Source organism: Aeromicrobium sp. 10G20-16, assembly GCF_055809665.1.
Genome location: NZ_CM147919.1, coordinates 1,487,880 through 1,513,317 on the forward strand (window position 1 = coordinate 1,487,880; position 25,438 = coordinate 1,513,317).

24 protein-coding genes, 1 tRNA gene and 1 pseudogene are annotated in these 25,438 nt (G+C 68.9%); 6 read left to right on the top strand and 20 right to left on the bottom strand.

Annotation, left to right across the window (positions count from 1 at the left end):
- The first annotated feature begins 19 nt into the window (after nucleotides 1-19).
- The gene (locus AC0L5F_RS07530) at nucleotides 20-802 is read left to right on the top strand and encodes an L-histidine N(alpha)-methyltransferase (protein ID WP_473315993.1); all 783 of its coding nucleotides are present in this window, start codon (nucleotides 20-22) and stop codon (nucleotides 800-802) included.
- Here AC0L5F_RS07530 and AC0L5F_RS07535 read toward each other — a convergent pair.
- Together AC0L5F_RS07535 and AC0L5F_RS07540 are read right to left on the bottom strand one after the other, a co-directional pair.
- Nucleotides 777-1,478, bottom strand: coding sequence for a hypothetical protein (locus AC0L5F_RS07535; RefSeq protein ID WP_473315994.1), 702 nt, complete (start codon nucleotides 1,476-1,478; stop codon nucleotides 777-779). The two genes, AC0L5F_RS07530 and AC0L5F_RS07535, sit on opposite strands and share 26 nt — an antisense overlap.
- A 112-nt stretch (nucleotides 1,479-1,590) precedes the next feature.
- Nucleotides 1,591-1,672: transfer RNA gene (locus AC0L5F_RS07540), tRNA-Tyr, on the bottom strand.
- A 99-nt stretch (nucleotides 1,673-1,771) separates the two neighbouring features.
- On the opposite strand from AC0L5F_RS07540, the gene AC0L5F_RS07545 reads away from it, so the two are divergent.
- The 3 genes from AC0L5F_RS07545 to AC0L5F_RS07555 are packed head-to-tail and all read left to right on the top strand — an operon-like array spanning nucleotide 1,772 to nucleotide 4,274.
- Nucleotides 1,772-2,263, top strand: a complete 492-nt coding sequence (locus AC0L5F_RS07545) for a YajQ family cyclic di-GMP-binding protein (RefSeq protein ID WP_473315995.1) — start codon at nucleotides 1,772-1,774, stop codon at nucleotides 2,261-2,263.
- The gene (locus tag AC0L5F_RS07550; protein ID WP_473315996.1) at nucleotides 2,263-3,402 is read left to right on the top strand and encodes an acyl-CoA dehydrogenase family protein; all 1,140 of its coding nucleotides are present in this window, start codon (nucleotides 2,263-2,265) and stop codon (nucleotides 3,400-3,402) included. Before AC0L5F_RS07545 ends, AC0L5F_RS07550 begins: the two co-directional genes overlap by 1 nt.
- Nucleotides 3,403-3,446: 44 nt before the next feature.
- Nucleotides 3,447-4,274 (top strand): SDR family oxidoreductase, encoded by an 828-nt coding sequence (locus tag AC0L5F_RS07555; RefSeq protein WP_473315997.1) that lies wholly within the window; start codon nucleotides 3,447-3,449, stop codon nucleotides 4,272-4,274.
- Here AC0L5F_RS07555 and AC0L5F_RS07560 read toward each other — a convergent pair.
- Complete coding sequence (locus tag AC0L5F_RS07560) at nucleotides 4,271-4,858, bottom strand: class I SAM-dependent methyltransferase (protein ID WP_473315998.1); 588 nt, start codon at nucleotides 4,856-4,858, stop codon at nucleotides 4,271-4,273. The two genes, AC0L5F_RS07555 and AC0L5F_RS07560, sit on opposite strands and share 4 nt — an antisense overlap.
- Nucleotides 4,859-4,886: 28 nt before the next feature.
- Nucleotides 4,887-5,435, bottom strand: coding sequence for a DinB family protein (locus AC0L5F_RS07565; protein ID WP_473315999.1), 549 nt, complete (start codon nucleotides 5,433-5,435; stop codon nucleotides 4,887-4,889).
- A 63-nt stretch (nucleotides 5,436-5,498) separates the two neighbouring features.
- On the opposite strand from AC0L5F_RS07565, the gene rarD reads away from it, so the two are divergent.
- Complete coding sequence (gene rarD / locus AC0L5F_RS07570) at nucleotides 5,499-6,443, top strand: EamA family transporter RarD (protein ID WP_473316000.1); 945 nt, start codon at nucleotides 5,499-5,501, stop codon at nucleotides 6,441-6,443.
- Here rarD and AC0L5F_RS07575 read toward each other — a convergent pair.
- The 16 genes and pseudogenes from AC0L5F_RS07575 to AC0L5F_RS07650 all read right to left on the bottom strand — a co-directional run bounded on the left by AC0L5F_RS07575 (nucleotide 6,440) and on the right by AC0L5F_RS07650 (nucleotide 24,838).
- Nucleotides 6,440-7,429: a polyprenyl synthetase family protein gene (locus AC0L5F_RS07575; protein ID WP_473316001.1), complete on the bottom strand. Its 990-nt coding sequence runs from the start codon at nucleotides 7,427-7,429 to the stop codon at nucleotides 6,440-6,442. The genes rarD and AC0L5F_RS07575 overlap by 4 nt on opposite strands.
- A gap of 32 nt (nucleotides 7,430-7,461) precedes the next feature.
- Nucleotides 7,462-9,084 (bottom strand): NADH-quinone oxidoreductase subunit NuoN, encoded by a 1,623-nt coding sequence (gene nuoN, locus AC0L5F_RS07580; protein ID WP_473316002.1) that lies wholly within the window; start codon nucleotides 9,082-9,084, stop codon nucleotides 7,462-7,464.
- On the bottom strand, nucleotides 9,084-10,628 hold the full coding sequence (locus AC0L5F_RS07585; RefSeq protein ID WP_473316003.1) for an NADH-quinone oxidoreductase subunit M: 1,545 nt from the start codon (nucleotides 10,626-10,628) through the stop codon (nucleotides 9,084-9,086). The genes nuoN and AC0L5F_RS07585 overlap by 1 nt, the downstream gene beginning before the upstream one ends.
- Nucleotides 10,625-12,499, bottom strand: a complete 1,875-nt coding sequence (nuoL, locus tag AC0L5F_RS07590) for an NADH-quinone oxidoreductase subunit L (RefSeq protein ID WP_473316004.1) — start codon at nucleotides 12,497-12,499, stop codon at nucleotides 10,625-10,627. The genes AC0L5F_RS07585 and nuoL overlap by 4 nt, the downstream gene beginning before the upstream one ends.
- A gap of 7 nt (nucleotides 12,500-12,506) precedes the next feature.
- Nucleotides 12,507-12,800, bottom strand: a complete 294-nt coding sequence (gene nuoK / locus AC0L5F_RS07595; protein WP_473316005.1) for an NADH-quinone oxidoreductase subunit NuoK — start codon at nucleotides 12,798-12,800, stop codon at nucleotides 12,507-12,509.
- The gene (locus AC0L5F_RS07600) at nucleotides 12,797-13,576 is read right to left on the bottom strand and encodes an NADH-quinone oxidoreductase subunit J (protein ID WP_473316006.1); all 780 of its coding nucleotides are present in this window, start codon (nucleotides 13,574-13,576) and stop codon (nucleotides 12,797-12,799) included. Before AC0L5F_RS07600 ends, nuoK begins: the two co-directional genes overlap by 4 nt.
- Before the next feature lie 151 nt (nucleotides 13,577-13,727).
- Complete coding sequence (gene nuoI, locus AC0L5F_RS07605; protein ID WP_473316007.1) at nucleotides 13,728-14,279, bottom strand: NADH-quinone oxidoreductase subunit NuoI; 552 nt, start codon at nucleotides 14,277-14,279, stop codon at nucleotides 13,728-13,730.
- Nucleotides 14,276-15,523 (bottom strand): NADH-quinone oxidoreductase subunit NuoH, encoded by a 1,248-nt coding sequence (gene nuoH, locus AC0L5F_RS07610; RefSeq protein WP_473316008.1) that lies wholly within the window; start codon nucleotides 15,521-15,523, stop codon nucleotides 14,276-14,278. Before nuoH ends, nuoI begins: the two co-directional genes overlap by 4 nt.
- 226 nt (nucleotides 15,524-15,749) lie before the next feature.
- Nucleotides 15,750-18,146, bottom strand: coding sequence for an NADH-quinone oxidoreductase subunit G (locus AC0L5F_RS07615; protein ID WP_473316009.1), 2,397 nt, complete (start codon nucleotides 18,144-18,146; stop codon nucleotides 15,750-15,752).
- Between the two features lie 163 nt (nucleotides 18,147-18,309).
- Nucleotides 18,310-19,621: pseudogene (gene nuoF / locus AC0L5F_RS07620) on the bottom strand (NADH-quinone oxidoreductase subunit NuoF).
- Entirely contained in the window at nucleotides 19,614-20,387 is a 774-nt protein-coding gene (nuoE, locus tag AC0L5F_RS07625) for an NADH-quinone oxidoreductase subunit NuoE (protein ID WP_473316010.1), read from the bottom strand. Before nuoE ends, nuoF begins: the two are co-directional and overlap by 8 nt.
- 117 nt (nucleotides 20,388-20,504) lie before the next feature.
- Entirely contained in the window at nucleotides 20,505-21,833 is a 1,329-nt protein-coding gene (locus tag AC0L5F_RS07630; RefSeq protein WP_473316011.1) for an NADH-quinone oxidoreductase subunit D, read from the bottom strand.
- Nucleotides 21,830-22,552 (bottom strand): NADH-quinone oxidoreductase subunit C, encoded by a 723-nt coding sequence (locus tag AC0L5F_RS07635; RefSeq protein WP_473316012.1) that lies wholly within the window; start codon nucleotides 22,550-22,552, stop codon nucleotides 21,830-21,832. The genes AC0L5F_RS07630 and AC0L5F_RS07635 overlap by 4 nt, the downstream gene beginning before the upstream one ends.
- On the bottom strand, nucleotides 22,549-23,103 hold the full coding sequence (locus AC0L5F_RS07640) for a NuoB/complex I 20 kDa subunit family protein (protein ID WP_473316013.1): 555 nt from the start codon (nucleotides 23,101-23,103) through the stop codon (nucleotides 22,549-22,551). Before AC0L5F_RS07640 ends, AC0L5F_RS07635 begins: the two co-directional genes overlap by 4 nt.
- A gap of 72 nt (nucleotides 23,104-23,175) precedes the next feature.
- Nucleotides 23,176-23,535, bottom strand: coding sequence for an NADH-quinone oxidoreductase subunit A (locus AC0L5F_RS07645; protein ID WP_473316014.1), 360 nt, complete (start codon nucleotides 23,533-23,535; stop codon nucleotides 23,176-23,178).
- Nucleotides 23,536-23,647: 112 nt separating this feature from the next.
- Nucleotides 23,648-24,838, bottom strand: a complete 1,191-nt coding sequence (locus AC0L5F_RS07650) for an HNH endonuclease signature motif containing protein (protein ID WP_473316015.1) — start codon at nucleotides 24,836-24,838, stop codon at nucleotides 23,648-23,650.
- A gap of 102 nt (nucleotides 24,839-24,940) precedes the next feature.
- Between AC0L5F_RS07650 and AC0L5F_RS07655 the strand changes: the two genes are divergently transcribed.
- Nucleotides 24,941-25,438: a hypothetical protein gene (locus AC0L5F_RS07655; protein ID WP_473316016.1), complete on the top strand. Its 498-nt coding sequence runs from the start codon at nucleotides 24,941-24,943 to the stop codon at nucleotides 25,436-25,438.

Sequence of the window (25,438 nt, forward strand, 5' to 3'; positions counted from 1 at the left end):
GCCGAGCGAGCCTCTCCTGGTGGCCCACGCCGACGAGATCGTGACGGCCTCCGGCGCCGACACGGTCGTCGAGCTCGGCAGCGGCACCAGCGACAAGACCCGCACTCTGCTCGACGCCTTCTCCGAGCACGGGGCACTGCGCCGGTTCGTGCCGGTCGACGTGTCCGAGGGCACCCTGCGCACCGCGGCCGACGAGCTGTCGCGCCGGTACCCGGGCCTGCAGGTCGAGGCGGTGGTGGGCGACTTCACCCTGCACCTGGGCCACCTGCCCGCCGGCGGCCGCAAGGTCGTGGCGTTCCTCGGCGGCACCATCGGCAACCTGTACGTCGAGGAGCGGGCCGCCTTCCTCGGCGCCCTGGCCGACTCGCTCGAGCCCGGCGACTGCCTGCTGCTGGGCACCGACCTGGTCAAGGCCAGCGACCGGCTGATCGCCGCCTACAACGACTCGCAGGGCGTCACCGCCGCGTTCGTCACCAACTGCCTGCACGTGGTCAACCGCGAGCTCGGCGCCGACTTCGACGTCGACGCGTTCGCGTACGTGCCGCTGTGGGACCCCCACATGGAGCGCATGGACCTGCGCCTACGCGCCGAGATGCCGCAGCGGGTCACCATTCCCGGCGCGGCCGGCGACGGCAGCGACCTCGTCATCGATCTCGCCAGCGGCGAGGAGATCCGGGTCGAGATCTCCACCAAGTTCCGTCCGGACCAGCTGCGCACGGAGCTGGCGGCTGCCGGCTTCGAGCTCGAGCAGCTGTGGAGCGACGCCGACTTCGCGCTCACCCTGGCGCGTCGCTCGGTGTGAGCTGACGCGGGGCGGCGCGCAGCAGCGTTGCCGACGCGAACACCACCAGGGCGATCCCGGAGACCAGCTCGCTGACCCGTTCGGCGTCGTCGCCGTAGGTGAGCGTGGAGGCGCACAGCACCAGCACCAGGCCTCCTGCGGCACACAGGGCGCTCGCCCACAGCGCCGGACCGTGCTGATGCAGCAGGATCGCCGACAGCACGACCACCAGACCGATCATCACCTCGCGCAGCGAGGCTCCCTTCGTCTGCGACTCGAACGGCACCCCGAGGAAGGTGCGGCCCAGCAGCAACCACACGCCGGTGGCCACGAGCCCGACCAGCCCGAGCGCGCCCACGTCCTGCCGCCCGGGCACCAGGCCGGGGCGCGGACGCGTGTCGACCTCGGCCAGGGCACGCGGATCGTGGATCAGCTCGCCCGGCGTGATGCCACGACGGCGCTCACCATCGACGGTCTCCTCGGCCTCGTCCTCTGCGGCGGCGATCGAGCCGTGCACGTCGCGCATCACACCACCGAACAGGGCAGAACCTGCTCCGACCAGCAGCAGGACAGCGCCCACGACCTGCCACGGCGTGGACCCCGCCATGTTGGCGACGCCCACGAGCACCATCGAGGCGACCATCGTGAACACTCCGGCCCAGACCAACCGGGGGCGGACCTTCTGCGTCATCTGCATGACAACTCCTTCGCGTCGAGCTCACTTCCGGTCTACACCCGCAGGCGAAACGAGCACCAGAAGGCCCCGCCGCACGAGGTGCGACGGGGCCTTGTCCGGCTCTTCACCGGGGTGGCAGGTGCAGGATTCGAACCTGCGTAGGCATAACCGGCTGATTTACAGTCAGCTCCCTTTGGCCGCTCGGGCAACCTGCCGGGATGTCGTCCCACCCGCTGTGGGGGAGGCAACGACGAGCCAGCCTAGCGCAGCCTCGTAGGGTGAGAGAAATCAGTTCCCCGTACCCAGGAGCAGCCATGGCCGACTCATCGTTCGACATCGTCAACAAGATCGATCGGCAAGAGGTCGACAACGCCCTGAACCAGGCCGCCAAGGAGATCAGCCAGCGCTACGACTTCAAGGGCACCGGCGCCTCGATCGCCTGGAGCGGCGAGTTCGGCATCGAGATCGAGGCCAACGCCGACGAACGGGCCCTGGCCATCCTCGACGTCTTCAAGGACAAGCTGATCAAGCGCGGCATCTCGCTGAAGACCCTCGAGGAGGGCGAGCCGCGTCAGTCCGGCAAGGAGGTCAAGCTGTCCTCGACCATCACCGAGGGCATCAGCACCGAGCAGGCCAAGAAGGTCTCCAAGCTGATCCGTGACGAGGGCCCCAAGGGCGTCAAGGTGCAGATCCAGGGCGACGAGCTGCGCGTCTCCAGCAAGAAGCGCGACGACCTGCAGGCCGTCATCGCACTGGTCAAGGGCGCCGACCTCGACTTCGCCGTGCAGTTCGTGAACTACCGCTGATGCCTGCCACCCGCCTGATGCCGAGCGAGGAGTCCGAAGACCTCGTCGCCCTCACCCGCGAGATCTGCGCCAAGGAGCTCGCGCCGCGTGTGGACGAGGCCGAGGCGACGGGCACGTTCCCGCGCGAGGTGTTCGCCACGCTCGGGCAGGCGGGTCTGCTGTCGCTGCCCTATCCGGAGGAGCTCGGCGGAGGCGGCCAGCCGTACGAGGTCTACCTGCAGGTGCTCGAGGAGATCGGCTCGGTGTGGGCGTCGGTGGGCGTCGGCACCAGCGTGCACGCCCTCAGCTGCTTCGGGCTGTTCACCGCGGGCACCGACGAGCAGAAGCAGCGCTGGCTGCCCGAGATGCTGTCCGGCGAGCTGCTGGGTGCCTACTGCCTGTCGGAGGCGCACGCGGGATCGGACCCGGCGGCCATGCGCACCAAGGCCGTCCGCGAGGGCGACGAGTACGTGATCAACGGGGCCAAGGCGTGGACCACCCACGGCGGGCAGGCCGACTTCTACAAGGTGATGGCCCGCACCTCCGACGGCTCCGGTGGCATCTCGTGCTTCCTCGTGCCTGCGAAGACGGCCGGCCTGACGGCGGACAACCCCGAGCAGAAGATGGGTCTGATGAGCTCCACCACGGCCACGATGCTGTTCGAGGACGTGCGCATCCCGGCCGACCACCTCCTCGGCGCGGAGGGCCAGGGCCTCTCGATCGCGCTGGCCGGGCTGGACGCCGGCCGCCTCGGCATCGCGGCGGTCGCCACCGGTGTGGCGCAGGGAGCGCTGGACGCCGCCGTCGAGTACGCCAAGCAGCGCGAGACCTTCGGCCGCAAGATCATCGACCACCAGGGCCTCGGGTTCCTGCTGGCCGACATGGCCGCCGCCGTGGAGTCCGCCCGCGCGACCTACCTGGCCGCCGCGCGCCTGAAGGACGCCGGCCGCCCGTTCGGCCGCGAGGCGTCCATCGCCAAGCTGGTCTGCACCGACAACGCCATGCGCGTGTGCACCGACGCCGTGCAGGTGCTCGGCGGTGCCGGCTACACCAAGGACTTCCCGGTCGAGCGCTACATGCGCGAGGTCAAGGTCATGCAGATCTTCGAGGGCACCAACCAGATCCAGCGTCTCGTCATCGCCCGCCACCTCGCCCGCTGACCTCCGGGCCGCGATGGTTGCGCGGTCCAACTACCGTGGGCGTCATGACTGACGCGAAGACCTGGTTCATCACCGGCACCTCCCGTGGCTTCGGCCGCGAGTGGGCGATCGCGGCCCTCGAGCGGGGTGACCGTGTCGCCGCCACGGCCCGCGACACCTCCCGCCTCGACGACCTGGTCGAGCGCTTCGGCGACGCCGTGCTCCCGATCTCCCTCGACGTCACCGACCGCGACGCCGACTTCGCCGCGGTCACGCAGGCGCACGACCACTTCGGCCGCCTGGACGTCGTGGTGAACAACGCCGGCTACGGGCACTTCGGCCTGGTCGAGGAGCTCACCGAGGACGAGGCGCGCAACCAGATGGAGACCAACCTGTTCGGCGCCCTGTGGGTCACCCAGGCCGCGCTGCCGTTCCTGCGCGAGCAGGGGTCGGGACACATCGTGCAGGTCTCCTCGATCGGTGGGATCACGGCGTTCCCGATCGTCGGGATGTACCACGCGTCGAAGTGGGCGCTGGAGGGCTTGTCGCAGTCCCTGGCCCAGGAGGTCGCCGACTTCGGCATCAAGGTCACGCTGATCGAGCCGGCCGGATTCTCCACCGACTGGGCCGGCGACTCCGCCCAGAGGTCCGAGCCGCTCGAGGCGTACGCCGACGTCCGCACCAGGATCGAGCAGCAACGGGCCTCCCGCAACGCCCAGCCCGGCGACCCGAAGGCGTCCGCCGAGGCCATCTTGCGCGTCGTGGACGCCGACGACCCGCCGCTGCGCGTGTTCTTCGGCAGCGCCCCTCTCGGCATCGCCACCGCCGACTACGAGCAGCGCCTCGCGACCTGGAACGACTGGCAGGACGTCGCCGAGGTCGCCCAGGGCTAGTCCGGCACCACGAGGAACGACACGGCGAACGTCGCGTCGGGCCCGAAGGGCACCAGGTCCCACGTGGCGAAGCGCTGCTGCAGCGTGAGGCCCGCCGCCTCGATGTCGTGGTCGAACTGCGCGACCGCGTACTCGCGATCGGTGTGGAAGCCGGTGACGATGCGTCCGCCGGGACACACGTGCGCGGCCACGTGGCGCAGCACCTCGACCTCGGTGCCCGGCGCGACGAACACCAGCACGTTGCCGGCCATCACGGCCACGTTGAACGGCTCCTCGTCGAGCTCCAGCGTGCTCAGGTCGGCCACCTCCCACCTCGGTCCCGGGTGGTCGGTCCGCGCCGCCTCGATCAGCAAGGGATCGACGTCGGCGCCCACGACGACGTGCCCGCGATCGAACAGCGCTCCACCGACCCGTCCAGGCCCGCATCCCGCATCGAGCACCCGGGACCCGGGCGGCACGATCGCGTCGATCAGCCGGGCCTCCCCCGCGAGGTCGGCGCCCTCGGCGGCCATCTGTCGGAAGCGGTCGACGTACCACTCGGAGTGGCCGTCCTTGGTGTCGCTGAACCAGCGGGGAACATTCACCTGCCCCACTGTGCCACCAGCGGCGTGGTCAGCCCATGGTCTTCTGGCCGTCCAGGGCCTCGCGGATGATGTCGGCGTGCCCTGAGTGCTGGGCGGTCTCGGCGACGACGTGGACGAACACGCGACGGGCCGACCGGGTGGCGCCGGGCTCGAACCACGGAGCGGCGGGCAGGGGATGGGCGTGGTCCAGGTCGACGGTGGCGACGAGGTCGTCGGTCCGGGCGGCGACGCGTTCGTACTCGGCGAGCACGCCGGCGAGCGTCTCGTCGGGCAGCAGGGTGAACCCGTCGGCGTAGGCCGCGACCTCCGCAGGCGGGTTGGACCAGTCGACGTTCTCCCAGTCGAGGGCAGGTCCGTCGGCAGGCCCCTCGACGACGAAGTCCGCCCACTGGCTCTCGGTGGCGGCGACGTGCTTGACCAGCCCGCCGAGGGTGAGCTCGCTGACGGTCGTGCGCTGTCGTGCCTGGTCGTCGGTGAGGCCGCGGACGGTGACGCGGAGGAACTCGCGGTGGGCTTGCAGGGACTCCAGCAGGTCGGCGCGCTCCTGCCCGAGCGCGGTGGCATCGGTGTCGGTCATGGGTACGACGCTAGCGGTCGACGCTGACAGATCCGCGCGTCACGACGGGAGTAGTCTCGGTCCGTGAGTGCGCCGACGACCTCCCCCAAGAAGGTGCGCACGTCGTCGCAGAACGGTGTCCTGCTGGGCGTCGGGGCCTACCTGTGCTGGGGATTCTTCCCGCTGTACTGGCCACTGCTCGACCCCGCGTCGCCGTTCGAGGTGCTGGCGCACCGATTCGTGTGGTCGATGGTGTTCGTGCTGGTGGCCATCACCATCATGAAGCGGTGGGACCCGTTCCTCGCCATCGCCCGCGACCGGCGACTCATGGTGCTGCTGACGCTCGCGGCCGTCACGATCGCCTTCAACTGGGGCGGCTTCATCTACGGCGTCACCAGCGGCCACGTGGTCGAGACCTCGCTCGGCTACTTCATCAACCCCCTGGTGACGGTGCTGCTCGGCGTCTTCGTCCTCAAGGAGACCCTGCGTCCCGTCCAGTGGGCGGCCGTCGGCGTCGGCGCGGTCGCCGTGCTGGTCCTCGCGATCGACTACGGCCGCCCGCCGTGGATCGCGCTGCTCGTCGCGTTCTCGTTCGCGACCTACGGGTTCCTCAAGAAGAAGGCCGACCTGCCCTCGTTCGACGGCCTCGGGATGGAGACACTCATCCTGACCCCGGTCGCCGTGGGGTACTTGGTGTTCCTCGGGTTCACCGGCAGTCTCACGTTCGGGCACGCCGGCCCCGCCAACATGGCGCTGCTGGTCGGCACCGGCGCCGTCACCGCCGTTCCACTGCTGCTGTTCAACGGCGCGGCCACGCGCCTGACGCTCACCACGATCGGGCTGCTGCAGTACCTCGGCCCGTTCATCCAATTCATCCTGGGCCTCACGATCTTCGACGAGACCATGACACCGGCCCGCTGGGCCGGCTTCGTGCTGGTCTGGTTGGCCCTGGTCATCTTCACGACCGACGGCCTGATGAACCGCCGCCGCGCCCTGCGGCGGGCTGGCGAGACCGCTCCCGCGGTCTAGCCCAGGCGGGTCACGACGACGTCGCAGACGTCCTCGAGGGCGCTGCGGGCCGGGCCGTCCGGGACGGAGGCGAGCAGGGCCCGGGCCGCGTCGGCCTCGGCCTGGACCAGCGTGCGCGCCTCGTCCATCGCCGGGTGCACCCGCAGCAGCGCGAGCGCCTCGGCCAGCTCGTCGTCGTCGGTGAGCGGGCGCGACAGCAGGTCGAGCAGACGCGCGTCCGAGGAGTCCGTGGACCGTTGGGCGAGCAGGGTGGGCAGCGTGGGCACGCCCTCGCGCAGGTCGGTGCCCGGCGTCTTGCCGGAGTCGTCGGTCTCGCTGGCGATGTCGATGATGTCGTCGGCCAGCTGGAACGCCGATCCGATGCGTTCGCCGAACTCGGTGAGCGCCTGCTCCACCTCGCTGGGCGCGCCGGACATCTTGGCTCCGAACCGCGCCGACGCGGCGATCAACGAACCGGTCTTGTCCGCGACGACACCGAGGTAGTGCTCGAGCGGGGCGTCGCCCTCCTGCGGTCCGAGGGTCTCGCGGATCTGCCCGCGCACGAGGCGCGAGAAGGTCTGCGCCTGGATGCGCACCATCTCCGGGCCGAGGTGCGAGACGAGCTCGGACACCTGGGCGAACAGGAAGTCACCCACGAGGATGGCCAGCGAGTTGTCCCAGCGGGCGTTGGCGCTGGGGGCACCGCGGCGCTTGTCGGCCTCGTCCATGACGTCGTCGTGGTAGAGGGTGGCGAGGTGAGTGAGCTCGACCACGACCGCAGCCGGGATCACCTCGTCGCGCGACGGCTCACCGAACTCGGCCGCGAGCATCGCCACCAGGGGACGGAACCTCTTGCCACCGGCGTTGAGCAGGTGTGCCGCGGCCTCGGTGATGAACGGCTCGGGCGCAACCGTCGCCTCGAGCAGACGCGCCTCGACCTGCTCGACGCCCGCGAGGACGCGTGCCTCGAGGGTGGGGTCGTCGAAGGTGACTCCCAGATTCGACACGTGCAGCTCCTCGGGCGCAATCAGCAGGGGTGTCAGCGCACGAATGCGCCGGCGTGCTGCGCCAGATCGAGCACCGGGCCGGGCACGATGCCCAGCACGACGGTCGCTGCGGCAGCGACCGCAATGACCACCGTAGTCAGTCTGCCGGTGGTCGCGACGGTCGGCCCGTCACCGATGGGGTCGGTGAAGAACATCAGCACGATGACCCGCACGTAGAAGTAGGCGGCGATGGCGCTGATCAGCACGCCGACGATCACCAACGGGTAGTAGCCACCCGACCAGGCGGCGCTGAAGACGCCCCACTTGCCGATGAAGCCGCCGGTGAGCGGGATGCCTGCGAACGACAGCATGAACAACGCGAAGGCGCCCGCCAGCATCGGCGACACCTTGCCCAGGCCCGCCCACTTCGACAGGTGCGTGGTCTCACCACTGCCGTCACGGACCAGCGTGACGATGGCGAAGGCGCCGATCGAGGAGACGCCGTAGATCGCGAGGTAGAACAGCACGCTCGACACCGACGTGATGCGGTCGCTGCCCGCCGGCCCCTCGTAGACGCCGACGAAGCCCACCAGCAGGAAGCCGGCGTGGGCGATCGAGGAGTACGCGAGCATGCGCTTGACGTCGGTCTGCGCGATGGACACGATCGCGCCCAGGAACATCGTGATGATGGCGACGATCCAGATCATCGGTCGCCAGTCCCACGACGCTCCGCCGAAGGCGACGAAGAACACCCGCATCAGGGCCAGGAACGCTGCCGCCTTGGTGCCGGCCGCCATGAAGGCGGTGACGGCAGTCGGAGCGCCCTGGTAGACGTCCGGGGTCCAGGTGTGGAACGGGGCTGCACCGATCTTGAACAGCAGGCCGACCGCGATGAGGGCCATCGAGGCCAGCAGCAGGTTCTCCTCACCGGTGCGCGCCGAGACCGCGGTGGCGATCTCGGAGAGCCGGAAGCTGCCGGAGTACCCGTACGCCAGCGCGACGCCGTACAGGAAGAACACCGAGCTGAAGGCGCCGAGCAGGAAGTACTTGACCGCGGCCTCCTGGCTCAGCAGCCGGCGACGACGCGCCAGACCACACAGCAGGTACAGCGGCAGGCTGAGGACCTCGAGCGCGACGAACATCGTGAGCAGGTCGTTGGCCGACGCGAACAGCATCATGCCGGACAGCGCGAACAACGCGAGCGGGAAGATCTCGGAGTGCTCGACGCGCAGCTTGACGGCCTCGGCCTCGGCCGCCGAACCCGGGGCGTCGGCTGCCCGGCCGGTGAAGCTGCTGAGTCCTCCGTCGAGGCCACGCTCGGCGAACAGCAGCAGGCTCAACAGACCGAAGATCAGCAAGATGCCCCACGCGAAGACGCCGGGTCCGTCGATCGACAGTGCGCCCTCGACGGCCACCTGGCCACGGGCCAGGCGCGTGGAGTCGACGACGTCGAGATCGGTGTAGACCACCACGGTGCTGACCAGCGCCGCGACGACGCCGACGACGGCGACGACCACCTGGACGGTGAAGCGGTTCTTGCGCGGCAGGAACGACTCGACGAGCACCCCGACGATGGCCGTGCCGACCACGATGAACAGCGGGGCGAGCATCGCGTACTGGATCTCGGGAGCAGAGATCGGCGGGCGGTCGACGACCGCGAGACTGGCGAACGTCATCACTCGCCTCCTTCCACGGGCGTGGTGGCATCGATGCTGGTGGCTGTCCTGGGCGGCGGGTCACCGACGCCGACTCGCGAGGCGACGGTGTCGATGGCCGGGTTGATCACGTTCAGCAGCGGCTGCGGGAAGAAGCCGAGGCCGACGATGAGCACCAGCGCCGGCGCCAGGGCGCTGATCTCGCGGGTGGTCAGGTCGGTGACGCCCTCGGTGCCCGGCTGCTGCGGGCCGGTCATGGTGCGCTGGTACATGATCAGGATGTAGAGCGCCGCGAGCACGATGCCGGTGGTGGCGACGGCGGCGGCCGGGATCGACCGCGTGAAGGTGCCGGCGAGCACCATGAACTCCGACACGAAGGGTGCCAGGCCCGGCAGCGAGAGGCTGGACAGGCCGGCGACCAGCAGCACCCCGGACATGATCGGGGCGATCTTCTGCACGCCGCCGAAGTCGCCGATGCTGGCCGATCCACGCCGCGCGATCATCACGCCGGTGACGAGGAACAGCGCAGCCGTCGAGAGGCCGTGGTTGAACATGTAGAGCGTCGAGCCGGCCATCGAGGTGGTGGTGAACGCGAAGATGCCCAGGATGATGAAGCCGAAGTGCGACACCGAGGTGAAGGCGATGAGGCGGCGGATGTCGTCCTGGCCGATCGCCAGCAGGGCGCCGTACACGATGCTGATGACGGCCAGGGTGATGATCACCGGCGAGGCCCAGTCGGCGGCCTCGGGGAAGATCCCGAGGCACCACACGAGCATGCCGAAGGTGCCGATCTTGTCGACGACGCTGACCATCATCACCGAGGTGCTGGGGGTCGACTGGGCGGCGGCGTCGGGCAGCCAGGTGTGCAGCGGCCACAGCGGCGCCTTGATGGCGAACGCGGCCATGAATCCGCAGAACAGCAGGCGCTCGGTGTTCTGGCTCATGTCGATCGACTGCAGGTCGGTGATCAGGTACGACGCCTGTCCCGAACGAGAGCTGACGACGTACAGACCCACGATCGCGGCCAGCATGAGCAGTCCGCCGACCAGGTTGTAGATGAGGAACTTGACCGCGGCGTACGACCGGTTGGGCCCGCCGAACGAGCCCACCAGGAAGTACAGCGGGATCAGCGTGGCCTCGAACAGGACGTAGAACAAGAACGCGTCCATCGAGGCGAAGGCGCCGATGGCCAGGCCCTCGACGGCCAGCATCCACGCCAGGTACGACGACGTGCGGCTGGAGTCGGGCAGCCGGTCGCCCCAGGCGGCCAATACGACCATCGGCGTCAGCACCGTGGTCAGCAGGATGAGCGTGACACCGATCCCGTTGACGCCGAGCGCGAAGTGGGCGCCGAAGGCGGCGATCCACTCGTGGTCGACGGTCAGCTGGTAGCCGCTGCCGTTCAGGTCGTACTGGCCGAGCATCACCAGCGAGAGGGCGAGCGTCACCAAGGAGACGGCGAGGGCCACCACCTTGGCTCGATGGTGGGGAGCCGGGCCGCTGCCGAGCACGGCGAGCAGCAGAGCGCCCACCAGGGGGGTCGCGGCGAGGATCGTGAGGATCATGCGAGGGTCACCGCCAGGAGGGCCAGGACGACGAGCAGGGCGCCGCCGAAGAGGGTGGCCGCGTACGACCGGACGAAACCGGTCTGCGGCTTGCGCAGGAACTGCGAGGTGTCACCGAGCCGGTTGGCGATCCCGGTGACGAGTCCGTCGACGCCCTTGGCGTCGAGCCAGACCAGGAAGCGGGTCAGGTGGCGCGTCGGGCGCACCACGACGGCGTCGTTGAGCTGGTTGCCGTACAGCTCGTGACGACCGGCGCGGGCGAAGAACGACACCTCGGAGTCGGCGGGGGCGTCGACCGCGATCTCGCGGCGGTACAGCCACACCGCGATCGCGACACCCGCGGCGGCCGTGGCCGTGATGATCAGCGTCATCAGCCAGACCGGGATGCCGAGCTGATGGTGCTCCTCGGGTCCGACGACCGGCTCGAGCCACTCGGGGATGAAGTTGCCGATGATCAGCGCGCCGCCGAGCACCGACAACGCGCCGAGCACGATCAGCGGGACGGTCATGACCTTGGGCGACTCGTGCGGGTGCACATCCTGGAGCCAACGCTTGGGCCCGAAGAAGGTCATCATCATCAGACGGGTCATGTAGAACGCCGTGACGCCGGCACCGACCAGGGCGCCGAGGCCCACCCAGAACGAGTCGCCGAACGCCGCTTCGATGATGCGGTCCTTGGAGAAGAAGCCCGCGGTGCCCGGGAAGCCGATGATGGCCAGGTAGCCGAGGCCGAACGTGGCGAAGGTGATGGGCATGGCAGTGCGCAGCGCGCCGTAGTGGCGCATGTCGACGTCGTCGTCCATGCCGTGCATGACCGAGCCGGCCCCGAGGAACATGTTGGCCTTGAAGAAACCGTGCGTGATCAGGTGGAAGATCGCGAACGCGTAGCCCGCCGGCCCCAGTCCTGCGGCCAGCATCATGTAGCCGATCTGGCTCATGGTCGAGCCGGCGAGCGCCTTCTTGATGTCGTCCTTCGCGCAACCGATCCAGGCACCGAACAGCAGCGTGACGAGGCCGACGATGATGACGGCGGTGCGTGCGGCCTCGCTCGCGTCGTAGACGCCCGACGAGCGCACGACGAGGTAGACGCCGGCGGTGACCATGGTGGCGGCGTGGATGAGGGCCGACACCGGGGTGGGGCCCTCCATGGCGTCGAGGAGCCAGCTCTGCAGCGGCACCTGGGCGCTCTTGCCGCAGGCGCCCAGCAGCAGCAGCAGCCCGAGCGCCGTGGCGACCGATCCGCTGGCGTTGGTGATGGAGCCGTTGACCGCCTCGATCGACGACGTGCCGAACTGGGCGAACATCAGCATGATCGCGAGCGCCATGCCGATGTCACCGACGCGGTTGACGACGAACGCCTTCTTGGCGGCCGCGGCGGCGGACGGCTTGTGCTGCCAGAAGCCGATGAGCAGGTACGAGGCGAGGCCGACGCCCTCCCAGCCGAGGAACAGCACCAGGTAGTCCGACGCGAGCACCAGCGTGAGCATGGCCGCGACGAAGATGTTGAGGTACGCGAAGAACCGGCGGCGGCGCTCGTCGTGCGCCATGTAGCCGATCGAGTACACGTGGATGAGCGTGCCGACGCCCGTGATGAGCAGCACGAACAGCCCGGACAGCTGGTCGAAGGTGAACGACATGTCCACGTGGAACCGACCCGCGTCGATCCAGGTGAACAGGTTCGCGGTGTGCGAGCGCTCCTCGGCGTCGCTGCCCAGCAGGTCGGCGAACAAGATGGCGCCGAACACGAACGAGAACGTCGAGGCCAGGGTCGCGATCAGGTGGCCGAAGCCGTCGGACTCCTTGCCCCACACCAGCAGGCCGAGGCCGCTGACGAGCGGGACTGCGATGAGCAGCCATTGCAGATCGAACATGCCGGCCCTAGCTCTTGAGGAGGTTCGCGTCGTCGACCGAGATCGATCGACGGGTGCGGTAGATGGACACGATGATCGCCAGGCCCACGACGACCTCTGCGGCGGCGACGACCATGACGAAGAAGGCCGCGACCTGTCCGTCGAGGTTGCCGACCTGGCGCGAGAAGCTCACGAAGGCGAGGTTGGTGGCGTTGAGCATCAGCTCGATGCACATGAACACCACGATGGCGTTGCGGCGCACGAGCACGCCGACCGCACCGATGGTGAACAGGATCAGCGACAGCGACAGGTACTCGGTCACTTGTCCCCTCCCAGCGAGTCGTCGTCGGCGTCGGCGCCGTCGAGCTGGCGCTGCACGACGTCGATGTCGTCGTCGTAGCCGTCGCGCACCTGGCCGCGGGCCACGATGCTAGGCGAGACCGATCCGTCGACGGCCGAGCCGTCCGGCAGCAGCGCCGGGGTGTCGACGGCGTTGTGGCGAGCGAAGACACCGGGCGTGGGCGGGTTGCCCGGGTGCCGGCCGGTGGTGGCGTAGTCGCGCATGCGCTGGCTGGCGAGGTCGGCCTGCGTCCGCCGCGGGGTGAGCCGCTCGCGGTGCGCGAGCACCATGGCGCCGAGCGCGGCGGTGATCAGCAGCGCGGAGGTGAACTCGAAGGCGAGCACGTACTTGCCGAACAACAGCTCGGCGAGGCCGTACGGGTTGCCGTTGGCGTTGGGTCCGTTGAGCCCGATGACCGCGATCGACACGGTCTGACCGATGGCCAGGACCACGGTGATGCCGAAGACGGCTCCGAGCACGGCGGCGATCCAGCGCTGCCCGCCGATGGTCTCGGTGATCGCCTCGGACGTGTCGACGCCGACCAGCATGAGCACGAACAGGAACAGCATCATGATCGCGCCGGTGTAGACGATGATCTGCACCGCGAACAGGAACGGGGCCTCGAGCGCGGCGTACAGCACCGCGAGGCTGATCATCACCACCGCCAGGCACAGGGCCGCGTGCACCGCCTTGCGCACGAACAACAACCCGAGCGCCGCCACCACCATCAACGGCGCCAGCAACCAGAACGTGATCATGCGGGGACCTCCGCAGCGGAACCTTCGGTCGCCAGGGCGAAGCCCGTGAGCGAAGCGAGGCGACTCACGGCTGCAGGCTCGCGCGAGCCCATCACCTCACGGCGCCTCGCTCCCTCACGGTCGCTGCGCTCCCTGGCGAGCGGCATGGCCATCATGCGTCTCCCCCGCTCGTGGTCTCCACGATCGGGAGCTGCTTGCCGCGGTAGTAGTCGTGGTGGTCGTCGCTGATCATCATGTCGTGCGGCGGCTCGACCATGCCGGGCAGCAGCGGGGCGAGCAGGTCGGACTTCTCGTAGATGAGGTCGGCGCGGTTGTTGTCGGCCAGCTCGTACTCGTTGGTCATCGTCAGCGCGCGCGTGGGGCAGGCCTCGATGCACAGCCCACACAGGATGCAGCGCAGGTAGTTGATCTGGTACACGTTCCCGTACCGCTCACCCGGGCTCATGCGGTGCTCGTCGGTGTTGGACGCACCCTCGACGTAGATGGCGTCGGCCGGGCAGGCCCACGCGCACAGCTCACAGCCGATGCACTTCTCCAGCCCGTCGGGCCAACGGTTCAGCTGGTGCCGGCCGTGGAAGCGCGGCGCCGTCGGCACCTTCTCGAACGGGTACTGCTCGGTGACGGTCTTGCGGAACATGGTGCGGAACGTGACGCCGAATCCGGCGACCGGGTCCCACAACGTCTCCTTGATCGGATTGCTCATGGTGCAGTCCTCTCGTTCGTGGTGTCGGGCAGCACCTGGTCACCCATGGGCGGCACGGGGTAGCCGCCGGCGAAGGCGTCGAACTCGGTGGCCTCGGGCTCGGGTTCTGGTTCTGGCTTCTTCTCGGGCACGAGGAACGTGGCCAGAATCAGCACGCCTGCCACGACGGCGAACCAGACCAGCGTCTGCTGACCGAGCATGTCCTCGCTCTTGAGCTTGCGGATCAGGCCTACGGCGACGATCCAGACCAGCGAGACCGGGATCAGGATCTTCCAGCCGAAGCTCATGAACTGGTCGTAGCGCATGCGGGGCAGGGTGCCGCGCAGCCAGACGAAGAAGAAGATGAAGCCGAGCGTCTTGCCGAAGAACCACAGCACGGGCCACCAGCCCTCGTTGGCGCCGGCCCAGATGCTGCCGATGCCGAACGGGGCGCGCCAGCCGCCGAGGAACAGCGTGGTGGCCAGCGCCGAGACGGTGACCATGTTGACGTACTCGGCCAGGAAGAACAGGGCGAACTTCAGCGAGGAGTACTCGGTGTGGAAGCCGCCGACCAGCTCGCCCTCGGCCTCGGGGAGGTCGAAGGGCGCACGGTTGGTCTCGCCGACCATGGCGATGACGTAGATGACGAACGCCGGGAACAGCGGCAGGAAGAACCACAGGTCGGCCTGCGCGGCGACGATCTCCGAGGTGGACATCGAGCCGGCGTACATGAACACCGACACGAACGACAGGCCCATGGCGACCTCGTAGGAGATCACCTGGGCGCTGGAGCGCAGTCCGCCGAGCAGGGCGTAGATGGAGCCGGACGACCAACCGGCGAGCACGATGCCGTAGACGCCGACGGAGGTGACCGCGAGGACGTACAGCACCGCGACCGGCAGGTCGGTCAGCTGCAGCGGGGTGACGGTGTCGGTGAACGGGATGCGCGCCTCGGGCCCGAACGGGATGACCGCCCAGGCCAGGAACGCCGGGATGGTGGCGAGGATCGGCGCGAGGATGTAGACGACCTTGTCGGCCGCCTTCACGACGATGTCTTCCTTGAGCGCGAGCTTCACGCCGTCGGCGAGGCTCTGCAGCAGGCCGAACGGTCCGTTGACGTTGGGGCCGACGCGGTGCTGCATGCGGGCCACGACGCGTCGCTCGAACCAGATGTTGAACAGCGTGTAGACGACCAGGAACACGAAGATCAGCACGGCCTTGAGGATGACCACCCAGACCGGCTCGTTGCCGAACAGATCACTCATGACAGACCACCGTTCGCCAGTGACGAGCTCTGCGAGGAACGTGAGGGAGCGCCAGCGACCGAGGCGCACCCAAGCCGACCAGCCATGGTTCGCCTCGCTGCGCTCACAGTCGGCCGCACGCGGCCTCCTTGGCGAACGAACCCGCTCGCCAGCGACGAGCTCTGCGAAGAACGCGAGGAAGCGCCCTCGCTTCGCTCACGGTCGCTCCGCTCCCTGGCGAACGTGTTCATGCCGCACCTCCTGCGGGGGCGATGGCGACGTGGCCGCCGTGGGCGACGCCGAGGCTCGAGGCGAGGTTGGCGCCGTTGTTCATCGGCGCCCAGACGACCCCTTCGGGCAGGTCGCCCACCGCTGACGGCAGCGTGACGGTGCCGACGTCGGTCGAGATCGTGACCGGGTCACCCGGGTCGATGTCGAAGGCCTTGAGGGTCGAGGCGCCGGCGAGCAGCACCGCAGGACGCTCGGTGGCGTGGTACTCCTTCTGGCCGTCCTGCCCACGGGCGTCGTCGACCAGCTGGCGCCAGGTGGCCAGCACGACCTGCCGCTTGGGTGCTGCGGTGTCGGCCAACGGGGCCTGGGGAGCTGCGGCACGATCGCCGTCCCACGGTCCGAGCTCGTCGAGCGCGGTACGGGCTGCAGCGACGGTGCGGAAACCGAGCGGGCGGCCCAGCTCCTCGGCGATGCCGGCGAGCACGCGGATGTCGGTCAACGAGTTCGGCTCGTGCAGCACTGCGTCGAAGGACCGCACGCGACCCTCCCAGTTGACGAACGAACCGGGCCTCTCGACCATCGGAGCCACCGGAAGGACGACGTCGGCGGCCTCGGTGACCTCGCTGCGGCGCACCTCGAGGCTGACCAGGAACGGGACCTTCTCCAGTGCCGTGCGTGCCGAGGCGGCGTCAGGAAGATCGTCGATCTCCACACCTCCGACGACCAGCGCCTTGAGACGGCCGGCTGCAGCGGCCTCGACGATGCCGCTGGTGTCACGGCCCGGCTCTGCCGGCAGGGTCTTGACGCCCCAGGCGGCAGCGGCGTCGGCACGCGCTTCGGCGTCGGTGACCGGACGACCGCCCGGCAGCAGTCCGGGCAGGCAGCCGGCGTCGACGGCTCCACGGTCTCCGGCTCGGCGGGGGATCCAGGCCACTCGGGCGCCGGACAGCGACGCCGCCGCCGCGACGGCACTGAAGCCGCCGGGCACCGACGCGAGCCGCTCGCCCACCAGGACGACGCTCTGCGCGTCGAGCTCCAGGGCAGCCACCGCGGCCGCCTCGTGCCCGGGCACGGTCTGGACCAGCTCGCCGGACATCTTGTGCAGGCCGCGGGTGGCGTGGCTGGCGACGGACACGACCCGGACGCCGGACTCCTTGGCGGCGCGGCGCAGCCGCAGGAACACGGTGCCGGCCTCGTCCTCGGGCTCCAGGCCCACGAGCACGACCCGCGAGGCCTGCTCGAGGGCTGCGAACGTGACGCCCAGCGGGCTGCCGGCGACGTGCGAGGCGAGGAACGCGGCCTCCTCGTCGGAGTGAGCCCGCGATCGGAAGTCGATGTCGTGGGTGCCGAGGACGGCACGCGCGAAGGTGGAGTACGCGAAGGCGTCCTCGACGGTGAGGCGACCGCCCGGCAGCACGCCGACCTTGCCCTTGGCGGCGGCGAGACCGCGAGCGGCGACGGCGAGGGCAGCAGGCCACGAGGCCGGCTGCAGCACGCCGTCGTCGTCACGCACCAGCGGCGTGGTCAGACGGTCGTCGGCGGTGGCGTAGGTGAAGCAGAAGCGGTCCTTGTCGGTGATCCACTCCTCGTTGACCTCGGGGTCGTCGCCCGCGAGACGGCGCATGACCTTGCCGCGCCGGTGGTCGACGCGGATCGCCGAGCCGCTGGAGTCGTGCTCGGCGATGGACGGTGTGGACACCAGGTCGAACGGGCGCGAGCGGAAGCGGTAGTCGGCGCTGGTGAGAGCGCCGACCGGGCAGATCTGGATGGTGTTGCCCGAGAAGTACGAGCTGAACGGCTGCTCCTCGTAGATGCCGACCTGCTGGTTGGCCCCGCGCTCGACCAGTGCGATGAACGGGTCACCGGCGATCTGCTCGGAGAAGCGGGTGCAGCGGGCGCACAGCACGCAGCGCTCACGGTCCAGCAGCACCTGCTCGCTGACCTTGATCGGCTTGGGGAAGGTGCGCTTGGTCTCGACGAACCGCGACTCCCCCGCCCCGTGCGTCATCGACTGGTTCTGCAGCGGGCACTCGCCACCCTTGTCGCAGACCGGGCAGTCGAGCGGGTGGTTGATGAGCAGGAACTCCAGGTTGCCGCGCTGGGCCTTCGCGGCCACCTCGGAGGTGACCTGGGTCTGCACGACCATGCCGTCGGCGACCTCGATGGTGCACGAGGCCTGCGGCTTGGGGAACCCGCGGCCGTTGCCGGCGTCAGTGATGTCGACCAGGCACTGGCGGCACGCGCCGACCGGGTCGAGCAGCGGGTGGTCGCAGAAACGTGGGATCTCGACGCCGATGACCTCGGCGGCGCGGATCAGCAAGGTGCCCTTGGGCACGCTGACCTCGACGTCGTCGATCGTCAGCGTGACGAGCTCGACCGGGGTGCCGGTCTCGGGGCGCTCTTGAATGGTCATCGGAATTCTCCGTTCGCCAGGGAGCGAAGCGACCGTGAGGAGCCGAGGAACGAGGCTCCGAGGCGTGGTGACGTGGTGGACTCGGGCGAGCACGTGGCGGTGGGACGCCTCGCTCCGCTCACGGTGCTCGTGCCTCGCACCTGGCGACCGATGTTCGGAATCACTACGCCGACACCTCCTGGGGGAACAGCGTGGACTTGGCCGGCGGGAAGAGCTCGGACGACGGGGTGTGCATGCCGGCCTCGAACTCGTCGCGGAAGTACTGGATCGCCGAGGTGATGGGGCTGGTGGCGCCGTCGCCGAGGGCGCAGAACGAACGGCCGAGGATGTTCTCGCACAGGTCGACGAGCATGTCGATGTCGCCCTCCTGGCCCTTGCCGTCGTTGATGCGCTCGAGCACCTGCACCAGCCAGTAGGTACCTTCGCGGCACGGGGTGCACTTGCCGCAGGACTCGTGCTTGTAGAACTCGGTCCAGCGCAGCACCGCCCGAACGACCGACGTGGTCTGGTCGAAGATCTGCAGCGCGCGGGTGCCGAGCATGGAGCCCGCCTCGCCGACCGACTCGTAGTCGAGCGGCATGTCGAGGTGCTCGGCGGTGAGCAACGGCGTGGAGGAACCGCCGGGCGTCCAGAACTTGAGCTCGCTCCCCTCACGCATGCCGCCGCCGAGCTCGATCAGCTCGCGCAGCGTGATGCCGAGCGGCGCCTCGTACTGTCCGGGCGTCTTGACGTGTCCCGAGAGCGAGTAGATGACGAAGCCGTTGGACTTCTCCGTGCCGAGTCCGGCGAACCACTCGTGGCCCTCGCGCACGATGGCCGGCACCGAGGCGATCGACTCGACGTTGTTGATGACCGTCGGCGAGGCGTACAGGCCGGCGACGGCCGGGAACGGCGGGCGCAGACGAGGCTGGCCTCGGCGCCCCTCGAGCGAGTCCAGCAGGGCCGTCTCCTCGCCGCAGATGTAGGCGCCGGCGCCGGCGTGGATGATGACGTCGATGTCGGCCCCGGTGCCCAGGATGTTCTGGCCCGCGAGACCCGCCTCGTAGACCTCACGGCACGCCGCGCGCAGGCGCCGGATGACGTGCAGCACCTCGCCGCGCACGTAGATGAACGCCTGCTTGGCCCCGATGGCGTGCGCCGAGATCAGCACGCCCTCGATGAGGGTGTGCGGCGTGGCCATCATGAGCGGGATGTCCTTGCAGGTGCCCGGCTCGGACTCGTCGGCGTTGACCACCAGGTAGGTGGGGTTGGGGTTGTCCTTGGGGATGAAGCTTCCACTTCATGCCCGTGGGGAAGCCTGCGCCGCCTCGACCGCGCAGGCCGGACTCCTTGACCATCTCGACGACGTCCTCGGGCTTCATGGCGAGAGCCTTCTCGAGGGCGTCGTAGCCGCCGGTGGCGCGGTAGGCGTCGAGCGTCCACGCGCGGTCGGTGCCCCAGTCGGCGCTCAGGACCGGTGTCAGCGGATCAGTCATCGGAGGAACCTCCACCCTCGACGTCGACGTCGCTCTGCTCGGCGACGGTCTCGCTCTCGGCCCGGCCGGTGTCCGCCTCGGCGGCAGCCTCGGCGGGCGAGTCCGGCGTCTTCGCGCCGCCCGCGGCCGAGCCGCCGGCGGTCCAGCCGTTCTGCTCGGCGATCCGCAGCCCGACCAGCGACGCCGGTCCGGCCGTGGGGCCCTCGTCGACACGTCCGTCCTCGTACCCGGCGACGACCCGTTCGGCCTCGCGCCACGAGGTGATGGTGGCTCCGCGGGTGCTCTGCACGGTCTCGCCAGCGCGCAGCTGGTCGACCAGCTCGACGGCGGACTCGGGGGTCTGGTTGTCGAAGAACTCCCAGTTGACCGTCATGACCGGCGCGTAGTCGCAGGCCGCGTTGCACTCGATGTGCTCGAGCGTCACCTTGCCGTCGTCGGTGGTCTCGTCGTTGCCGACGTCGAGGTGACCCTTGAGCCGCTCGAAGATCAGGTCGCCGCCCATGACGGCGCAGAGCGTGTTGGTGCACACGCCCACGTGGTGCTCGCCCATGGGACGGCGCTTGTACATGGTGTAGAACGTGGCGACGCCGGAGACCTCGGCGGTGCTGATGCCGAGGATGTCAGCGCAGACCTCGACGCCCTCGTTGGTGACGCAGCCCTCGGTGGACTGCACCAGGTGCAGCATCGGCAGCAGCGCCGAGCGCGCCTGCGGGTACCGCCCGGCGAGCTCGCGCATCTCAGCGATGGTCGTGTCAGAAAGCGTCATCGAGGCCCTCCTGGTCGAGCGCAACCATGGGCCGAGCGCAGCGAGGCGAGCGCCCAGGCGAAGCCTGGCAGCGGTGAGGAACGAGCCGCTGATGCGGCGACGAAGGAGCCGTGCGCCTCAACGGTCGACACCCCCCATGACGGGATCGATGCTGGCGATGGCCACGATGACGTCGGAGAGCATCGAGCCCTCGCTCATCACCGAGGTGGCCTGCAGGTTGACGAACGACGGGTCGCGGAAGTGCGCCCGGTAGGGACGGGTTCCGCCGTCGGACACGACGTGGCAGCCGATCTCGCCGCGCGGCGCCTCGATGGCGCCGTAGGCCTGCCCGGGCGGCACCCGGAAGCCCTCGGTGACGATCTTGAAGTGGTGGATCAGCGCCTCCATCGACTCGCCCATGATGTGGCGGATGTGCTCGGCGGAGTTGCCCTGACCGTCGGCGCCAACGCTCAGCTGCGCGGGCCAGGCGATCTTCTTGTCCTCGACCATGACCGGCATGCCCTGCATCTGCGCGAGTCGCTCGGTGGCCTGCTCGACGATCTTGAGCGACTCCCACATCTCATCGAGGCGGATGCGGAACCGGCCGTAGGCGTCGGGCTCGTCGCGGGTGACGACGTCGAAGTCGTACGTGTCATAGCCCCAGTACGGCTGCTTGGTGCGCAGGTCCCAGTCGTAGCCGGTGGAGCGCAGCACGGGGCCGGTCAGGCCGAGGGCCAGGCAGCCGGCGAGGTCGAGGTGGCCGACGTCCTTGAGCCGTCCCTTGAAGATCGGGTTGGCGTTGCACAGCGCCGCGTACTCGGGCAGCCGCTTCTTGAGCAGCTTGACCGCGTCGCGGACCTTCTGCAGCGCGTCGTCGGGCAGGTCCTGCGCCACGCCTCCGGGGCGCAGGAACGCGTGGTTCATGCGCAGACCGGTGATGGTCTCGAACAGGTCGAGGATGATCTCGCGGTCGCGGAACCCGCAGGTCATGACCGTCAGCGCGCCGATCTCCATGCCGCCGGTGGCGACGCAGACCAGGTGCGAGCTGATGCGGTTGAGCTCGAGCAGCAGGACCCGCATGACCTGGGCCTTCTCGGGCGCCTCGATCTCGAGCAGCTTCTCGACGCCCATGACGTAGGCGGCCTCGTTGGAGAACGGTGCCACGTAGTCCATGCGGGTGCAGAAGGTCACGCCCTGGGTCCAGGTGCGGAACTCCATGTTCTTCTCGATGCCGGTGTGCAGGTAGCCGATGCCGGCGCGGGCGTCGCGCACGGTCTCGCCGTCGATCTCCAGCACCAGGCGCAGCACGCCGTGGGTGGAGGGGTGCTGAGGACCCATGTTGATGACGAGGTGATCGCCATCGACGCCTGCGGTGTCGATGGTGTCCCAGTCCTGTCCGGTGACGGTGAAGACCGGGCCCTCGGCGGTATCGGTGGCGCCGGCGTACGGATCTTGTGTCGCGGTCACGAGTAGCTCCTGCGCTGGTCCGGAGGTGCGATGGTGCCGCCCTTGTACTCGACCGGGATGCCACCGAGCGGGTAGTCCTTGCGCTGCGGGTGACCGGGCCAGTCGTCGGGCATGAGGATGCGGGTGAGGGCGGGGTGGCCGTCGAAGATGATGCCGAACATGTCCCATGTCTCGCGCTCGTGCCAGTCGGCCGTGGGGTAGATCGGCACCACGCTGGGGACGTGCGGATCGGACTCGGGCGCGGACACCTCGACGCGGATGCGGCGGTTGTGGGTCATCGAGAGCAGGTGGTACGCGACGTGCAGCTCGCGGCCGGTCTCGTGCGGGAAGTGCACGCCGCTGACGCTGGAGCAGAACTCGAAGCGCAGCGACTGCGCGTTGCGCAGCTGCGTGACGACCTCGAGGAGCGCGTCGCGGCGGATGTGGAAGGTGATCTCGCCGCGGTCGATGACGACCTTCTCGATGGCGCCCTCGGGCGCCAGGGAGGCGAGGTCGTCGGCCACCTGGTCGAACCAGCCGCCGAACGGACGCGACGCGGCGCCGGGCATGACGACCGGTCGGGTCAGTCCGCCGAAGCCGCTGGTGTCGCCGGTGCCGTGGGCGCCGAACGCCCCTTCGCGCACCTCGACGATCTCGAGGTTCTGCTGGCTGTTCTCGGCCTTGACCACGTCGTGCGACTGGTCCTGCCCCGAGTTCGAGTTCAGATCTGCATCGCTCATCGCATGAGACCCTTCATGGCCGAGGTGGGCGTGGCGGTCAGCGCGACCTTCTCCTCCTCGGCGATCTGGGCCAGACGGTTGGAGCCGAGCTTCTCCTGCTGGATTTGGGCGTGCAGCTTCAAGATGGCGTCGATCAGCATCTCAGGGCGCGGCGGGCAGCCGGGCAAGTACATGTCGACCGGCACGACGTGGTCGACGCCCTGCACGATCGCGTAGTTGTTGAACATTCCGCCGGAGCTGGCGCAGACGCCCATGGCTATGACGTACTTGGGTCCGGCCATCTGGTCGTAGATCTGACGCAGGACGGGAGCCATCTTGTTGCTCACGCGACCGGCGACGATCATCAGGTCGGCCTGGCGCGGCGAGGGGCGGAAGACCTCCATGCCGAAGCGCGAGGAGTCGAACCGGGGTGCGCCGAAGGTCATCATCTCGATGGCGCAGCAGGCGAGGCCGAAGGTCGCGGGCCAGAACGACGCCTTGCGCATGTAGCCGGCGAGTCCCTCGACGGTGGACAGCAGAACTCCGCTGGGGAGCTTCTCTTCAATTCCCACGTCGGTCCTCGCTTCGCTCCGGGCCGACGCGGGGCCCGCGACGTGCCATCTCTTGGGGGTCCTTCGCTTCGCTCAGTCCCATTCCAGACCTCCACGGCGCCAGACGTAGGCGTAGGCGATGAACACGGTGAGCATGAAGATGAACATCTCCACCAGGCCGAACCAGCCGAGCGAGTCGAACGCGACGGCGAACGGGTACAGGAAGATGATCTCGATGTCGAAGACGATGAACAGCATCGCGATGATGAAGTAGCGGATCGACACCTTGCCGCCGCCCTCGGGCAACGGGCTGGGCTCGATGCCCGACTCGTAGCGGTCGAGCTTGGCGCGGTTGTACCGCTTGGGGCCGGTCAGGCTACCCGCGATGATGCTGACGACGGCGAAGCCGGCAGCGAGGACGCCCAGCGCGAGGATGGGGGTGTACTCGGTCATCACACATCCCTCCACGTGCGCTTGTGAATACCTTCACAACGTGTCTCGGGACACACCCTACGCCCGAGCGGGGGCGCCTGTAACTTAGGTAACACTAACTCCCAAGGCTGCCTCAGGCGACGTACTCGAGGATCCACCCGAGGTGCGCCTCGACCGGTGAGACAGGGTCTGCGGTGGGGTGGTGCTCAACTCGTTCGGCGGGGGCGGTCTGACCTGATGGCAGTGTCCAGTGGATGACGTCGTGTGACTTCATCTGGTGGTGCCGGCCGCAGAGTGGCCAGAGGTTCGCCCCGACGGTGTGTCCGTGGGGCCAGGGTTGTCGGTGGTCGTATTCGCACCGGTCGGCCGGTTTCGTGCACGTCGGCGCCTGACAGGTGCCGTCGCGGAAGCCGATGGCCTTGCGGAGGATGTCGGGGGCGAAGCGGCCGACGTAGCGGTGCTCGAGGGTGTTGCCACCGCTGTCGGTGAGCAGCCGGTGCCAGAACGGGTTCGCGGTGTCGTGGGTGATCCAGTGGGCGGGGACGATGAACGTCCCATCCGCAGCGACAGCCGGGTCGTCACTAAGACCCACGAGCGTGCTGGCGGGGATGACGACCGCGATGTCGGCACCGATGGCCGCTTCACCGTTGTCGGTGGTCGTGGCCCAGGCGGCGAGCAGGTCGGCCCGCCGTTGGGCGATGGTCCGGTCGTCGTGCTCGAAGGCCTTGGCTTCGCGGTCGAGGCGTTTGTCGATCGCAGCGGCCATGTGGGAGGGCAGGTAGGCCGACAGCCAGGCCATGCCGTCATCGACGTGCTCGACGACCACGCGCCGTTCGGCCCGTTGGGTCTCGGCGCGTTCGACAGCCAGATCGGCTTCGACCCGGGCGACGAATCGTTTCAACCAGGTCTTGAGCTCGATGCTGGTGTGGTCGGCCGCGTAGGCGACGACCCGGTGGTCGAGCCTGCGAACCGATTCGGGTCGTTGGAGCTTGTCGACGGTGGCGGCGATCAGGATCGCCCGCGGCGCGTCCACGACACCATCGGCGAACGCAGCCCACACGGTCGGGGCATGGTCACGCAGGGTCTCGGCGGCACCGAGCTTGCGATGGACCTGGGCCTCGGACAGATTCAGCGCGACCGCGATCTCCAACGGAACAGACCGCAGGCTGGCTTGGCGGTGGAAGTGCTCAGCGATCTGGGTGTACTCGGCGGTCAACCGGTCCGCATAGGACAACATCTCGGCGAACTCGGCATGCTCAGCCACCGCCCGCGCCCGAGCAGCGGCGACCAGCCGAACCTCGGGATCTGCCCGCGATTGCTGCATGTTTCCAACCTAGACACCCCCTCTGACAGTCCCCTCTCGTCGATCAGAGATGTCCACACGTCCTTGGCGTTCGCGGGGGATCCGCGCCCGTAGGATCTGCGTGTGTCCAGGATTCTGCGGTCAGCGGTTGCCGGAGCGATATCCGGGATCATCGTGTGGGGGGTTGGTGCGCTGTCGCGGCAGTTCGTGTTGACCGCGGAGGACATGGACTTCTGGACGTATGGGGTGCTCCTGTCCGTCGTGTCGGGGTTCGAGATCGATCGGGAGCTCTCGAGAAGGCCCGCCGCGACAACGCCGCTCAAGCGGTTCGCCAACAATGTCCTCAATGGAGCCGGCTTCGGAGCGGCACTGTTCGTGATCTTCGACGTGTCGGCCCATCTGTTCGGAAGCAGGAGCGGCCCCCCGACCTTCGGCGAGTGGCTGGGCATCGCTGGGTCTGTCGCAGTAGTGGCAGCCTGGCGCTTGTCATTTCGGACAGACGCTCGGGCAGCTCGTGCACGCGCCGACGTCGAGCGGGAGGCGCGGTCTGTGGAGATCCGTCGACAGGCACGCGCAACCGCTGATGAGCTCGCGCGCCCCAAGCCCGACCCGAACTCCTAG

Excerpts from the sequence above, each read along its gene's own strand:
- AC0L5F_RS07535 (WP_473315994.1), bottom strand. The coding sequence starts at position 1,478 with ATGCAGATGACGCAGAAGGTCCGCCCCCGGTTGGTCTGGGCCGGAGTG.
- AC0L5F_RS07545 (WP_473315995.1), top strand. The coding sequence starts at position 1,772 with ATGGCCGACTCATCGTTCGACATCGTCAACAAGATCGATCGGCAAGAG.
- AC0L5F_RS07550 (WP_473315996.1), top strand. The coding sequence starts at position 2,263 with ATGCCTGCCACCCGCCTGATGCCGAGCGAGGAGTCCGAAGACCTCGTC.
- AC0L5F_RS07555 (WP_473315997.1), top strand. The coding sequence starts at position 3,447 with ATGACTGACGCGAAGACCTGGTTCATCACCGGCACCTCCCGTGGCTTC.
- AC0L5F_RS07565 (WP_473315999.1), bottom strand. The coding sequence starts at position 5,435 with ATGACCGACACCGATGCCACCGCGCTCGGGCAGGAGCGCGCCGACCTG.
- nuoN (WP_473316002.1), bottom strand. The coding sequence starts at position 9,084 with ATGACGTTCGCCAGTCTCGCGGTCGTCGACCGCCCGCCGATCTCTGCT.
- AC0L5F_RS07585 (WP_473316003.1), bottom strand. The coding sequence starts at position 10,628 with ATGATCCTCACGATCCTCGCCGCGACCCCCCTGGTGGGCGCTCTGCTG.
- nuoL (WP_473316004.1), bottom strand. The coding sequence starts at position 12,499 with ATGTTCGATCTGCAATGGCTGCTCATCGCAGTCCCGCTCGTCAGCGGC.
- AC0L5F_RS07600 (WP_473316006.1), bottom strand. The coding sequence starts at position 13,576 with ATGATCACGTTCTGGTTGCTGGCGCCGTTGATGGTGGTGGCGGCGCTC.
- nuoI (WP_473316007.1), bottom strand. The coding sequence starts at position 14,279 with ATGAGCAATCCGATCAAGGAGACGTTGTGGGACCCGGTCGCCGGATTC.
- nuoH (WP_473316008.1), bottom strand. The coding sequence starts at position 15,523 with ATGAGTGATCTGTTCGGCAACGAGCCGGTCTGGGTGGTCATCCTCAAG.
- AC0L5F_RS07615 (WP_473316009.1), bottom strand. The coding sequence starts at position 18,146 with ATGACCATTCAAGAGCGCCCCGAGACCGGCACCCCGGTCGAGCTCGTC.
- nuoE (WP_473316010.1), bottom strand. The coding sequence starts at position 20,387 with ATGACGCTTTCTGACACGACCATCGCTGAGATGCGCGAGCTCGCCGGG.
- AC0L5F_RS07635 (WP_473316012.1), bottom strand. The coding sequence starts at position 22,552 with ATGAGCGATGCAGATCTGAACTCGAACTCGGGGCAGGACCAGTCGCAC.
- AC0L5F_RS07645 (WP_473316014.1), bottom strand. The coding sequence starts at position 23,535 with ATGACCGAGTACACCCCCATCCTCGCGCTGGGCGTCCTCGCTGCCGGC.
- AC0L5F_RS07650 (WP_473316015.1), bottom strand. The coding sequence starts at position 24,838 with ATGCAGCAATCGCGGGCAGATCCCGAGGTTCGGCTGGTCGCCGCTGCT.